Origin of the sequence: Bradyrhizobium sp. STM 3566 (assembly GCF_045571445.1) — a bacterium.
Taxonomy (GTDB): domain Bacteria; phylum Pseudomonadota; class Alphaproteobacteria; order Rhizobiales; family Xanthobacteraceae; genus Bradyrhizobium; species Bradyrhizobium vignae.
This window is the reverse complement of sequence record NZ_CP120692.1, coordinates 5860672-5874584: the sequence shown is the minus strand read 5'-3', so window position 1 is coordinate 5874584 and position 13913 is coordinate 5860672. Positions and strand designations below refer to the sequence as shown.

Genomic DNA, 13913 nt, shown 5'->3' with positions numbered 1-13913 from the left:
CTGTCGCGGTCAGCTCACGGTGCGGCCAGCGAGCCGGTGATAGGACCCGAGTAGCTGCTCGGCGATGCGATCCCAGTTCAAGAGTCCGGCTGCGGTCTGCCGCGCGCCTTCGGTCAATGTCGCGGTTAGAGGCTTGCAGGTCAGCACGCGTTCGAGGGCATCGGCCAATGCCGTGGCGTCGCCGGGCGGAACCAGCAGTCCGTTGACGCCATCCGTCACGACGTCGGGAATGCCGCCGGTCGCACTGGCGACGACGGGCCGGGAATTGCCATAGGCGGAAGCAAGCACGCCGCTCTGCGTTGCGTCCTTATAGGGCAGGGCAACAACTGTGGCGGACTGAAACAGTCGTCCGGTATCTGCGGGCGAGATATAGGCGTTGATGGTCTTGACCGTCGGCATCGCCTCCATTCGCGCGCCGAGCCGTGTCATCTCGGGGCCGCGGCCGGCGACGATCGCTTCATGGGCGACACCGCGCTTGGCCAACATGTCGATCGCATCGATGAAGACGTCGAGACCCTTGTAAGCCCACATCCGCCCAAAAAACAGGATGCGTGCAGCTTCAGGCGCGGTGACCGCACCTCCGGCCGGCGGCACCATGAGCACGCCGTGCATGCTGGAGACCGTTTCGCCTTTGAAGTCGGGCGAGGCGCGGCGAAAATCGGCAATACAGCTCTCGCCATGCGTGGTGACGACCGATGCGGCTGCGCGCATGCGCCCGCGCCAGGCATCTTCACGTGGCGAGGTGCCGGAGCCGCCTTCCGAATGCGGAATCGCATCGTGAACCGTCAGCACCAGCGGAATGCCAAGCGGACGGAGAAACTGGATCAGCTTGGACGTGTAGATCTCCGGAACTTCGTGACAATGAATCACGTCGGGACGAAACGAAATTATGTCCAGGAACGAGGCCGGGATGCCGATCGCGCCGCCGCGGCGCAGGCTCAAGTCACGAATTCTCGTCTCAAACGGAGCCGTCACGGCGATATCGGCCAGTTCCCATTGCTGATTGGCGTCTTTGCGATTGAGCACCAGCCGGACGTCGCAATGGCGGGCCAATCCCGACGCGAGACGGTAGGAATATTCCGCAAAATGTGGTGCGTAGATCGCCACACGCAAACGTGGACTCTGATGGGCAACAGTGCCGTGCACGGTGATCTCCTGGGTCCCTGACCTTGCTAGATCAGATGATCCTCAACGCCTGATGATGCCGCAAGATTGGGAGGTCAGTGTTCAATTATCGGCAAAGCGCATGCTGACCCTCGTCTTGGTCCATCCGTGCGAGACGTACCGATACATCTCACGTCGCGCGGAGGGGAACATCGCGATGACAAGCAGCGATACCGCGTAGGATAGGCCAAAGCAGGCCAGCAGAGTTGGCAGGTCGCCAGAGAGCCGAGCCATCATCGCGTCGCGCAGCAGGTGAACGCTGATGATCGATGCGATCGCGCCCGCAAGGTGTGGCGCGATTGATTGCACGATATCGCGATGGCCGACGGGACCTCTGCGTCCGACGAACCACCACAGAATGGGTGTTCGCAGGCATTCGCTGACCGAATATGCCGCCGCCACGCCCGCCGGCCCGTAATGCAAGCCGCAGACGAATGCGATCACGGAGGTGATTGCGACGAAGAGCCCCCACTTCATGTATTCACGCGATCGTCCCTGGCTGAGGAAGAGCCAGTTCGCCGGGCTATTGGTCGCTTGCAGGAGTGCGGCGACGCTCAACCCTACAAAGACCGGAGTCACTTCCTTCCAGCGATCTCCGAGCAAGGTCTCAACCAGAGGGCCGGCGGTCGCAATCATGAAGGCGACCCCCGGCAAGACCACCGTATAGGCTGGCAACACGGCACGGCGATACGACTGACGGTAGCGCTCGGTTTCGTTGAGCAGGCTGGACAGGATCGGAAGCATGATCCGGACCATCGGATTGGTGATCTGCTGAAGCGGAAAGAGCAGCAGCCTGTAGGCCCGATTATAGACACCAAGGGATGCCGCGCCCCACACCTGCCCGATCAGGACGCTGTCGATGTTGCGGGAGAAGAACTCAGCGAGGTTGTAGCCGGTTACGCCGAGGCCAAAGCTCAGCATCCCCCGCGATTGCCCGATGGACCCTGGCCGCGACGGCAACCATCCCGAGCTCAGCCAGGCGCCGCTTGCGAGTACCACCCCGGACGTCAGGCTGCCGGCGAGGATCGCCCAGTAGCTGTGGTAGATCAGGGCCATGGCGATCGATGCCGCAAGTCCGGACAAAGCCGCCATGGACTCGATCGCGGCGAGCGTCCAGAACCTCATTTGTCTGGTGAGGAGCGACAGGTGTTGAACGTCTGCACCGCTGAGCAGGAGGGTGAGACTCATGCTTGCAGTGAGCGCCGCCAGCTTGGGCTCGCCATAGAACTTTCCGACCAGGGGGGAGAGCACAACAAGCGTCAGCGCCAGTGCCGCTCCGATGGATAAATTGACCCAAAACAGCGAACTCAGGTCGCGTTGGCTGAGCGAGTCCTTCTGAACGGTGGCATGTCCAAGCCCGAGGTCCTGGAACAAGACTGCGAAAGCGAGCACCGGAGATGCCATGGCGAAAATGCCGAAATCAGCGGGAGTAAGCAGCCGCGAGAGGATGATCACCGAACCGGCCTGCGTTCCCACGCGCACGATTTGGGTGGCAATGGCGGCCATCGCGCCCGCGCGAACTCGTCTCGCGTGGGTCTCCTCCGAGTAGCGTGGATTTAGCTCGATCAATTCGATTGCCTCTGCAAATCGCTCGCGGCGAGTGAGGTCAAAGCATGAATGCCGTCAGCGGGCATTCGCGGACTCCACAACGGCGGTATCGAGCGAGGCTGTGGTCAAGACCTGCCGCGAACGCGGTCGACCATACCGATTGATCCAGTCGCGTGCCGGCCTTTCAACATAAGCATACGTGACATCGGCTGTGATCATGAGCAGGAGGCAGCATGCGAGCACGAACAGCGGAAAATCCTTTGGGCCCAATGAGAAGTGCCGCCAGATTGGAAGGAAAACGAGAATGATCAGAAGCTCATGCAGCATGTAGACCGAGTAGGATGTGTTGCCGAGACGGCCCAACCATGCAGCACCGGGAACCCGATCAAGCGCGCTCTCACCGACCGCCGTCAGCAGGATCGCCAGCGAGAACAGGATGATCGCAAGATCGGGCTTGGCGAAGATGTTGAGGATCAGGACCGCCATCGCGAAAACTGCAACGCCGAGGAAAATGACGACTCTCTTGCGGTAGGTCCCTGATAGGCGGAACAGAATGGCGAGAAGAATGCCGTTCAGGAAGCTAGGCAGCGCCCTCAGCATTCCATAGTCGAAGTTCGCGCCATACATCTGCGATCGTTCATGCCAAATCGGTAAATGGCCATGGGCAAGGATGCCGTACGATGCGGCGACGATCAGCGCGAGAAGCACGGGCGATACGCTCCTTGCGAGATACATCAGGAGCGGGAACAAAAGATAGCAGAACAGTTCCGCGCTGATCGACCATGCGGGCGTGTTGAAGCTGAGGTGATCGGTGACGCCCCAGGCCTGAACCAGGAACAGGTTGTAGATGAAGTCCGATACGCTCGTATGTGAGGCGGAATCGTGAATGCCGATGAACGCGACGCCCCCGAAAGCCAGCAGTGTCAGAAGATGCAGCGGATAGATCCGGGCGATCCGGCGAAGCATGAAGCGGAGATAGGAATGGCCCTCGCCGGAGTTGGCCGGATAAGAATACGAAATGACGAAGCCTGAGAGGATAAAGAACATGTCGACGAACAGGCCGAATGATCCATTCCAGGCCGGAGAAATGCCGGGGTCAATGTTTTTCAGGTGAAAGACAAAGACTCCAAGCGCGGCAACGAACCTGTAGAAGTCGAGGACGACAAAGCGTCGCGGTTCATTGCCATCCATGTCGCCACATCGCGCTGTTCAAGACCGAGCGCAACGGTAAATGCAAATTGTGACGCAAGTTCGGACCATGTTGCATCGCGACGCAACGGAGCATTGCGCCGATCAGAGAGTCGAATAGGCTGTGCCTGCTCAAACGCGAGGCAAGGGCCTAAAGGTTGATCGAAGGGTCGGATCGCAAGCGGCGATCCAACCCTTCTTCGTCAAAGAGAAGCCGAAGATTAGCCGTCCGCCGGTTCAAACGAAGGCAAAGTCATGGCTGGTAAGATTGGTGACGTAATTGTTCTTGATCAGGATCGAGTCGTTTGCCGACAACTGGATCGCCACGTCCGTCCCCCATTGCGACATTTGGAGGTGGCCGTAATCGGACACCAATAGCTTGGAAATCGCAATCGTATCGTGATTTGCCGTGTCGCCTGCCTTGAAGTTCAGGATCTGATCATGGCCATGATCGTAGAGGATAGTGGTTGAATTCGGCGCCGACGAAAACAGATCGTCACCATTTCCGCCCTGGATGCTGATTCCGGCGGCGACCGCCGTCACGTTGTGGGTGCCATCCGGCTTCACGTCGTCGAAGGACTGCAGAGCACCAGCCGAGTTGTACTTCTCGTGCTGCGTCGTGCCGGCCTGCCCGTTGAAGTTGAAGAGAAAGATGTCCTTGCTGGCGTCGGCATGTTGAGCGATCTCCTGGGTCTTGGTCCCGCTGCTGTCATAGATGTCGGTCAGCGTGCTGCCGTCGTTGTTGAGCACCTGGGTGTAATCCAGGGTGCCGTCCGCGTGAGTCCGGGTGATTGCTACGACATGCCCGGCAGCATCCAGATGCTGGTGCTGGGTGGTGTAGCTTTGACCGGTGATGTTGTAGCTCCAATTGTCCGAGGTTCCGTCGGGGTTAGTGATGTAAGCGGCGCTTTTCACGCCGCCGGTATAGATCGTCGTCGAGCTATAACCGTCTGATCTTGTCGTCACCTCGCTCGTCAGCGTTCCGCTCGCGTCGTACCAATCGGAGGTCTTCGTACCGCCGGACGTCTGCACCAGCGTGAAGGCCAGGCTGTTGTCGGCGTGGGTGCGGACGATGTTGGTGAGAAAGCCCGTCGAATCGTAGGTGTCGTGCTCGGTGGTATAGTTCTGACCGACGACATCATACAGGAAGACATCCTTCGACCCGTCGGCATGATGATCGGTCTCGTCCGTCTTGTTGCCCCTGGCATCGTAGTTGCTGACAGAGCTGCTGCCATCGGCATTGATGTGCTGGACGTAATCAAGCGTGCCGTCAGAATGCGTTCGGGTGACGTCGGTGATGTGGCCTGCTGCGTCGAGGTGTTGATGCTCGGTCGTATAACTCTGGCCCGCGATGTTGTAGCTGTAGTTATCGTGGCTCTGGTCGGCATTGGTGATGTAGGCGGCCGTCTTTACGCCATTGGCGTAGACGGTCGTCGAACTCGAGCCGTCGGCGTTTTGCACGACCTCGCTGGTGAGGGTGCCCGTCCCATCATACCAGTCGGATGTCTTGGCGCCGCCACTGGTCTGCTTCAGCGTGAAAGCCAGGGTGCCGTCGGCGTGGCTGCGCTCGAGCAAGGTCAGAAAGCCCGTTGCATCATAATGATCGTGCTCGATCGTGTAGTTCTGCCCAGTGATGTTGTAGAGCCAAAGGTCTTTGCTGCCGTCGGCGTGTGCATCCGTCTCGCTAATCTTCGTTCCCGTGCTGTCGTAGTTGACGACGACGCTGCTGCCATCGTTGTTGATCACCTGGGTATAGTCGAGCGTTCCGTCGGCATGCTTCCGGGTGACGGCGGTCACCTTACCCGTAGGATCGACGTGCTGGATCAGCGTCGTGAAACTCTGACCCGTTATGCCGTAGCTGTAATTGTCCTGGCTGCCGTCCGCGTTGCGGACATAGGCCGCAGTTTCGGCCCCGTTGCTGAAGAGTGCGGTCGAATAATAGCCGTCGGCCTTCTGGACCACTTCACTCGTGAGATGTCCGGTGGCGTCGTACCAGTCGGTTGTCCTGGTCCCGTCGGTGCTCTGGACCAGGCTGAACGCCAGGCTGCCGTCGGCGTGGCTGCGCTGCAACGAGGTGAGAAAGCCGGTGCGGTCGTAGACGGCGTGTTCGGAGGTATAGCTCTGCCCGACGATGTTGGAGGTCCAGACATCGATGCTGTGATCGGCGTGATAATCGGTCTCGACCTGCTTGACGCCGGCGGCGCTGTAAAGCGTGATCGCGCTGCTGCCGTCGCTGTTAAACAGCTGCGTCGATTCCAGCGTACCGTCCGCATGGGTCCGGGTCACACTCGTGACATGCCCCGCCGCATCCAAGTGCTGAACCTCGGTCGTGTAGCTCTGGCCGGTGATGTTATAGGCGTAGTTGTCCTGGGTGCCATCGGCATTCAGGATGTAGGCCCTCGTCTTCACCCCATCGGTGTAGAGCGTCGTGGAGTAGGCCCCGCTGGCCTTCTGCACCACTTCGCTGACGAGAACGCCCCCGATTGTATAGGTATCGGTGGTTCTCGTGCCATCGGTTGCAAGATGGATCAGCGCCGTCTTGATTCCATTGGTATAGCCGAAGGAATCCTGCGAGCCGTCGGAATAGTCTATGGTGGTCGTGAAGGGGCGGCCGCTGTCATCCAGACCGGTATTGGAATTCGCGGTAAGCGTTCCGGTGGAATCGTAAGTGAGAGTGTTGCTCCAGGTCGCGGCCGTGTTCGTCACCGAGAAGGAATATCCACCCTGGATCTTGGACAGCGCGCTGCCGTAATGGGCGATGATGTAGTCCATCGTCGCCTTCGAGGCGACCGGCAGGACGTGCGAGTCGGTCAGCGTGATGCTCTGCAGCGCCGTCGACTTGCTGAGGTCGGACAGTTGCGGCGCGATCTCGGCGGCCGTGCCGCTGACGCTGGTCCGGGTGTCCGGGGGAGTCGGGGTGGTCGCAGGCGCGTCGATCTCGATGACCAGCGGATGATCGCTGACCGGAACGGTGATCGTGCTGACGTCGGTATAGCTGGCGATCGCCGTGGTTCCCGTCAGCGTGTCGTACACCTTGACCGTGTGATGGACGGCCCCGAGGTTCACCGTGACCGTCTGGGTCGGATTGGATATCTCGGTATCGGTCGCATCGTTCCAGAGCTTCGGCTCGGCCCAGACGACGAGCTCGTAGGCGCCGTTGCTCTTGCCGAGCACCATGCTGTTGCCCGAGGCCGGCATGTTGCTGAGGGTGTAGTTCAATGGATCAGTCGGCTGCAGTCCGCCCTTGCCGTCGTCGGCCAGAATGGTCGTCAGGTTGTGAATCGCCGTCGCGGCTAGCTTCGGCGTGCCGTCGGAGTTGAACAGCCCGAAGTTCGCTTCCGGATCGGTATTGGCGGCGGAGGAATCGCGGTCGAACATCTCGTAGAGATAGGTCGCGCTCACGCCGGCCTTGTAGGCATCGACCAGCGTGTTCAGGATCGACTTTGCCTGCACCGTCTCGTCGACGCCGAGATACTGCGTGTTGGCTTGCGTGGTGTAACCGGTTTCCGTGATGACGACAGGCTTCCCCGGCGCCGCGGTCGAGACGGCGCTCAGCGTTGCCGCAATGGAGCTGCTCGGAGTCAGGCTGGTGCTGACATAGGCGTGCGCGTTGGCGTAGTCGACCGAGCCCGACATGTTGCCGAGCTGGCTGTAGCCTTGCGGATCGTTGTAGGCCAGCGACAGATTGTAGACGGGGGTGTTGGCGAGCGCGGCGTTGGAATTGACGGCCTGATAGAGCGCGCTCTGGAACTGAGCCGCGGCACTGAGGCTCGAGCTGCCATTGTAGCTGAAGGGCTGGTGATTGGCCTCGTTGAGACCTTCGATGGCGCTGATGCTTCCCGGATGGCTCGCCGCGAACTTCTCGAGCGAGACGATGTAGTTCTGCAGCCCGGTTGCGCCTGTCTGAGGCAGGGCGGACGATACCAGGAAGTCGAACTTGTAACCGGCAGCGGCCAAGCCATCAACCATCGGTTGTGAAGCCGGGCTGGTTCCCATCGCGTCGCGGAGATGGCTGACGCCGAGGTACTTCAGGTTGTCGACCATCAGTGCGAGATTGTTGTAGTCGGTCCACCCGAAGCCGGCGTGCGTGTTGACGCCGATGGAGTTGACGAAGCCGCTGGCGGACAGGACGGTTTGATCGGACATTGCACACTCTAGTTTCATCGCGAGCGAAATTGCTCGCAGGGATTTGCGTTCAAGCTTCTCTATCGAGTGTGAATTTCAGATAAAAATGAAAGCTACAAATCGCGAGCGAAGGAAGTTCCTTGTGCAGGAACTGATTTGCTCGTGTCGTAGCAGAATATTGATGCGATGCCGGTGCAGGATGGCGCGAGGAAGGCACTTTCAAGATTTTCGCGTTTTGCACTGCTGAATGTGTATGCGCAAGCCGTACGAACACGACGAGCTTGCAATGGAACACGCGGCACTCTTGCAGTGCTCGATGCCGGCTAAGGGCGCTCTGCCGTGTCCGCAATCCGACGGGCATCTTCACCTGCAGTCCATAGTTTCTGCACAGGACGTTTGCAAATGCCGTTTCTACGGGCGGTTAAATTATAGGGGTTGCACGCAGCAGTTGTGGTGCCGTTCATGATGGTGCACGCACGCACAGCGGGAATCGGGACGCGAGGCTGGTTCCGTGCCGCAACCACGGGTACGGCGAATCAGCTGCGGCGGGTGAGCATGAGAAAGTCGCCGCGCCATGCGATGATCGCAGTCGCGAGCGCGGCGATCACGATCTTGCCGCCGAGCCATGCCGCAGGCTCCGTCGGCATCGAACCGAGCGAGCCGATCAGGATTGCGGCCACCAGCGCCTGCGCGACCAATGACCCGCGCGGAAATGCCTCAAACCGCAGCGTAGGACCCAGCGCGACCAGAATCGTTGCGAGGGTGGCGAGCGAAGCGCAGTTCACCGCCCCTCGCGGCGACAGGCCGGCCGACGCCGCGACCAGGGAGAGGGCCACGACGATGGCGAGCTGGCCGGCCGCGACCAGCACCAGCCTGGTCGCCAGCTTCTCGAGATGGGGGACAACCGCGATCGTCGCCTGCAAATGGGTATGCAGGAAATAGAAGGCCGCGATCGCCGGCGCCGTCTCCAGGAATCCACCCAGGCTCTCGTGCGGCACCAGGATCCGCGCAGCATCAGGAATGAAGCCGACCAGCCCGCCGAGCAGCACGAGGGTCGTGCAGATCATGAACTCGAACATCCGGCGCGCCGATTGCACTGATTTTGCGCCGGTCCCGTGCTCGAAATCGTTGACGACTTCGGGATAGCTCACGGTGTGGATCGCCGCATTGAGAACCCAGAACGGGCGCTGCAGCAGGTCGAGCGCAATCGAGAAGCCGGCGCCAGCCCCCGTCGCACCCAGCCGGCCAATGACGATGATCCGGAGCAGCACCGGCACCGACAGATGGATGACGGATGCGGCTGCGGCGAGCATGCCGTAACGGGAGAAATCCCCCCAGTCGGCGAGCATCGTCTGCAGCGAAACGCGTTCCAGGGGGGTGCGATAGGCCGCCAGCGCCGCGACAAGGCCCAGTGCGTGGCCGGCGCTAACGCCGAGCAGCGCCGCTTCGGCCGTTCCTGAAATCGCTGCTCCCGCGGCGGCCCCGGCCAGAAGAGCGGTGGCCCGGAACGCAAGAAGAAAGGACGCGATGCCCAGCCGATCGGAGAGGCGGACCGACAGGAAATAGAGATCCGTCAGGCCCTGAAGCACGGATATGCCGAGGCCAAGCGCGATGATCCCTGTCGGGAGCGCGCTGGCCAAGGATGCACAACTCCCGATCACGACGAGCGCGCCCGCACTCGACAGGCCTGCGGCAAAGAGCGACCATCTCAGCCGCGCCGCCTCCTTCTCCCTCGCTGCCGCCAGAAAGCGCAGTCCGGCAAGCTGGAGCCACTCGAACATGAGGACGCAGAGCAACTGGCTAGAGGCCAGGGTGAAGGAGAAACTGGTGTAGGCGGCGGCGGGCAGCAGATGGCTGAGCGCGAAGATCAGGATGATCGCCGCGGCACTCTGGTAGACGTAGCCCGCCATCGCGAAGAGGCGTGTCATCTCGGAATGAGGCGCTCCTTGCCGACGGTCGATCCCTGTGGCGCTTCAGTCATTGCTGCGCGCATGCGCGACATCCGTTGCTCGCGCAATTGCTCATACAGGTTCTTGTATGAAGACAGCACGTCGGCAAATATCCATTTGTTGGTATCGGCGATCAGGCGTCGGCTGATCTCGTCGATCTTGTGCGGATCCGACGCGACTGCGAGCATGCTCCTGGCCAGGGATTTGGGATCTGCGTCGGTCAGCCAGCCCGTCACGCCGTGCTTGATGACCTCGGGCATGCCGCCAAAGCGCGTTCCGAGCAGCGGCCTGCCGGCCGCCTTGGCATCTGCAACGACGAGTGGACCGGGGTCGTGCCAGATCGACGGGGCTATCACCACGTCGACCTGCCTGTAGAAATCGTCCGGCGAGACAAAGCCCATGAACTCGATGCGCGCGTCCGGAGCGAGCGCCCTGAGGCGTCGTTGCTCCTCGTCGCTGACCCGGCCGGCGATCAGCATCCGGATGCGATCACGGGGCAGCATAGCAAGGGCCCGCATCAGGTTGTCGATGCCCTTTTCCTCGGTGAGGCGGCCAATGAACCCGAACGTCACTTCCGTGGTGCAGATCGAACGAGGGTAGGGCGCGCGCGGCGGCTCGGTCGAGGCGTTGCGGATCACGGTGCGGATCGGCGTCTCCGAGAACATGCCCATATCGGTATGAATCGACAGCACACGCTCGCTCACGCCGACCACGGCGCTCAGCCAATGTGTGGCCCGCTTGCGATGAAAGCTCAGAATTCCGCAGCTCGTGCAGGTGTGCTCGCAAGACCGTCCCTTGTCGAAGCGGGAGCAGCGTGGACAGGTCAGATAGTAGTCGTGAAGCGTATGCAGCACCGGCACGCCGAGCTGGGCGGCAACGCGCCAGATCGCGGTGGTGAGACCCGACAAATTGTTGGAGTGCAGCACGTCCGGCTTGAAGGCCCGGACTCGCTCCGCGATCAGGGGCGCCTGCATCTGCCAGTCGTCGATCGCGTGCCAGACGCCGCGTAAAGCGGCGTTCTTCTGCTCCATGAAGGGCAGATAGATGTTCCGCACCGGCGCGGAATAGACGTTGATGCCGTTGCAGCTTTCGCGCTCCTGCCCAGGGGACGATGCGGTCCGTATCACCTCCACCTCGTCTCCGCGCTGCACCAGGCCTTCGGCGAAACGTCGCGCGAAGATCTCTGCACCGCCAACGATCTTTGGTGCCTGAGGCGTCGGATAAAGCGTGGACGTCAAAAGAACTTTCATCACGTAACCTCATGTCTTCAAAAATCGCGCCTACCGCGCCGGCCTTATCTCCAGGGCGGGAGCGGCACCGTTCTTGGCTGCAATCAGAACCGGTGTGCTCGAAACCGGAATCCAGGCCCCGGATGCAGGTGTTGCGGCCGCATCGCACGGCAGTGCATAGGTAGCGCCCTGCTGATCGCCTTTGAGCCGGATTTCGTAACGTCGATCCGGAGCCTCGGACCAGACCGCGACTCTGCCGCCGGACGTCGTGGATGCATTGATCGAAACGACGCCGCTGGCGAGCTCGCGTCGCTCGGCACTCAGGCTGGAGCGAATGAAGGCCCAGGCGCCCTGGGCTGCACAGGCGACGGGCTTTGGCGAATTGTCGAAGCGATAAAGGCCAAAGTTATGCTCCAGCTCCGATGGATTCTTGCCGCTGTCCTTGAGCTCGTAAATCCAGATCCCCTTGAGCCAGCGCGTCGCGGTCGACGCCCACAGGATGAGCTGCGCCGTATTGTCGGCCTGGGCCTGTTCGCTGACGCCGCATTTGTTGGTGGGCGTGGTCCAGCCCGTCTCGGTGACATAGATCGGGAAGTCGGCATTTCCGCTCGCCTGGCCGACGAGCCGGTGAAACGCCGTGAGCCGCTCGATGATTTCGGCCGAGCTGCGTTTGCTCGGGCCCATGCAGAAATTGTAGAGATGGATCGACGCGCCGTCGGCATATTGCAGAATGCCGGTCCGCAGCATCTTCTCCGTCCATGTCCAGCCCGGATCGTCGCCGAGCGCGCCAACCAGGAAAGGCGCGTTCGGCGCCACCCGCTTGACCGCCGGTCGTGTGGCCTCGGCAAGCGCCAGATAGTTCTCCGGCGAGAAGGCGGCATCCTTCTTCGCCGCCAGGTTCCACTCGTTCCAGAGCTCGAACAGGGGATGCTGCGCCACGACCGATTGCGCCGCCGCGGCAGCATAGTCCGCGAACCGCTGCCGCGCCTCATCGGTCGTTGGCGGCGAGGAATTCGGAACGAGATGATGGCCGAAGGCGAGGATCAGGAGGGGACGCGCGACGCCGGATTTGACTTGCGCTTCGAGCCTGCCGAGCCTGGGCGTGAAGCCCATCCGGCGTCCGCCGACCTCGAAATCGGACCAGGGAAAATCGTCGCGGAAGGCGTTGAAGCCGAGTTGCTTGATCTGGGCGATGTTCTCTGCGGGCACGTATCCGCGCTCGCTCACCGGCCCGCCCAGCCCCTGATGGGTGCCGACGCCGAGCAGGAATCGCGTGTCGAGCGGTTGAGCCTGCTGAGCGCAGGCAGGGACCGACAGAACAATGGACGAGATGAGGCCCGCGAGGCGGAGGACTCTGTCGCGGACCAAGGTGCGTGGGCGTGTCATGGTCTAGATCACGCGCGACGCACTGGCGGTGACATCAAGCCCGGCCCAGGGCATTGCCATCGCGATCTCCTGCATCTGCAGGGGCAACCGTGCATTTTGCTCATCAGAAATTCTTTGAGAGATCCGACTGCAGTCCCGCTTTCGCTTCGACCGGTGTCTGGTCGTCCTGAAGGAGCTCGACATAGACCTGCTGCAATTCTCCATGCGTCTTCTGAACGTCATACAGCTGCTTGAAGCGGTCGTAGCCGCGCTGTCCCAGCACCTTGAGATCGAGATCGAGCGCTCGCCGGAACCCGTCGACGAGCGGCTGAACGGCGACGGGTTCGCAGAGCACGCCCGTGACGCCATCGACGACGATCTCGGGCAATGCGCCGCTACGGAACGCCAGGATGGGCTTGGCTGCGCGCATCGCTTCCAGGGCAACGAGACCGAAGGCTTCCCATCGTGATGGAATCACGACGAGGTCGGCGGCCTCGAGCTGGGTCTCGATGGTCGGGCGGTCCAGCCAGCCCAGCAGGCTCACGTTGGATGGGACCGTCGGGCCTTCATACTTGTTGACGACGGAGGCACCGACCATGCGGATGTCGAGCACATCCTCGAGCGAGCGCGCCGCTTCGATCAGGAGATCAAAGCCCTTCTGCCGGTCCAGGCGTCCAATGAACAGCACCTTGACTTTCTTGGATGTTGTCCAGTCCGCCGCGACGGGCTGCGGCGTGCGGCTCTTCGAGATGCCATTGTGGACGATGGTGAGGCGCTCGGCGGGAATTCCCGCGCGGACCGCCTCATTATACTCGTCACCGGAGATGCAGATGATCCGGTCCGACGTGCGCGCGAGAAGATTTTCTGCTGCCTTCGTGATGAGATGGCTGAGACGACCGGTCTCGCGCGAAAATGCCCAGCCGTGTGGGCAATAGACCACACGCGGGCCGTTCGAGCGGGCCGCCAGCACGGGCCGGAGCACGAGGCCTGCAAAGGAGGAATGCAAATGCACCACGTCCGGCCGGAAGGCGTCGAGTGCTTGCATGCTTGCGCGCAACATCTGGAACAGCCCGGAGACGCTGCGGCCGGTCCGCTCGAACGTCGTAATCTGGCTGTCATCGATCGCGCCGAGATCGCGACGATGATCCGAGGGCACGACATAGTGCACGTTGTCGGCGCCGAAGCTCGCCTGTTGCTGCGGATGCAACTCGTTCAGATAGCTGGCAATCCCGCCGCGGATCGTCTCGGCGACGTGCAGCACTTTCATCGTCTGCCTTGCGTAGGGCCGCGTTGGAGAGCCGGACATCGTGTATCCCTGTTCTGAGTTCGCTACTGCGAAACACAG

General features: G+C 61.4%; 8 protein-coding genes. All 8 read right to left on the bottom strand.

Annotation, left to right across the window (positions count from 1 at the left end):
* Positions 1-9: 9 nt before the first annotated feature.
* Positions 10-1146, bottom strand: a complete 1137-nt coding sequence (locus P6U27_RS28390; RefSeq protein ID WP_407192887.1) for a glycosyltransferase family 4 protein — start codon at positions 1144-1146, stop codon at positions 10-12.
* 81 nt (positions 1147-1227) lie between these two features.
* On the bottom strand, positions 1228-2670 hold the full coding sequence (locus P6U27_RS28385) for a lipopolysaccharide biosynthesis protein (RefSeq protein WP_407192886.1): 1443 nt from the start codon (positions 2668-2670) through the stop codon (positions 1228-1230).
* Between the two features lie 117 nt (positions 2671-2787).
* Positions 2788-3903: an acyltransferase family protein gene (locus tag P6U27_RS28380; RefSeq protein ID WP_407192885.1), complete on the bottom strand. Its 1116-nt coding sequence runs from the start codon at positions 3901-3903 to the stop codon at positions 2788-2790.
* Positions 3904-4137: 234 nt separating this feature from the next.
* A complete protein-coding gene (locus tag P6U27_RS28375) occupies positions 4138-8046 on the bottom strand; it encodes an RHS repeat protein (RefSeq protein WP_407192884.1) in 3909 nt (1302 codons plus the stop codon).
* A gap of 515 nt (positions 8047-8561) precedes the next feature.
* Complete coding sequence (locus tag P6U27_RS28370) at positions 8562-9953, bottom strand: hypothetical protein (RefSeq protein ID WP_209296469.1); 1392 nt, start codon at positions 9951-9953, stop codon at positions 8562-8564.
* The gene (locus tag P6U27_RS28365; RefSeq protein ID WP_407192883.1) at positions 9950-11224 is read right to left on the bottom strand and encodes a glycosyltransferase family 4 protein; all 1275 of its coding nucleotides are present in this window, start codon (positions 11222-11224) and stop codon (positions 9950-9952) included. Before P6U27_RS28365 ends, P6U27_RS28370 begins: the two co-directional genes overlap by 4 nt.
* Positions 11225-11254: 30 nt before the next feature.
* Entirely contained in the window at positions 11255-12589 is a 1335-nt protein-coding gene (locus tag P6U27_RS28360; RefSeq protein ID WP_407192882.1) for a hypothetical protein, read from the bottom strand.
* Positions 12590-12692: 103 nt separating this feature from the next.
* A complete protein-coding gene (locus tag P6U27_RS28355) occupies positions 12693-13874 on the bottom strand; it encodes a glycosyltransferase (RefSeq protein ID WP_245509610.1) in 1182 nt (393 codons plus the stop codon).
* Between the last annotated feature and the right edge of the window lie 39 nt (positions 13875-13913).

Bases quoted from the DNA above. Each gene is read 5' to 3' on its own strand.
- P6U27_RS28375 (WP_407192884.1), bottom strand. From the start codon at position 8,046: ATGTCCGATCAAACCGTCCTGTCCGCCAGCGGCTTCGTCAACTCCATC.
- P6U27_RS28355 (WP_245509610.1), bottom strand. From the start codon at position 13,874: ATGTCCGGCTCTCCAACGCGGCCCTACGCAAGGCAGACGATGAAAGTG.
- P6U27_RS28370 (WP_209296469.1), bottom strand. From the start codon at position 9,953: ATGACACGCCTCTTCGCGATGGCGGGCTACGTCTACCAGAGTGCCGCG.
- P6U27_RS28360 (WP_407192882.1), bottom strand. From the start codon at position 12,589: ATGACACGCCCACGCACCTTGGTCCGCGACAGAGTCCTCCGCCTCGCG.
- P6U27_RS28385 (WP_407192886.1), bottom strand. From the start codon at position 2,670: ATGGCCGCCATTGCCACCCAAATCGTGCGCGTGGGAACGCAGGCCGGT.
- P6U27_RS28380 (WP_407192885.1), bottom strand. From the start codon at position 3,903: ATGGATGGCAATGAACCGCGACGCTTTGTCGTCCTCGACTTCTACAGG.
- P6U27_RS28365 (WP_407192883.1), bottom strand. From the start codon at position 11,224: ATGAAAGTTCTTTTGACGTCCACGCTTTATCCGACGCCTCAGGCACCA.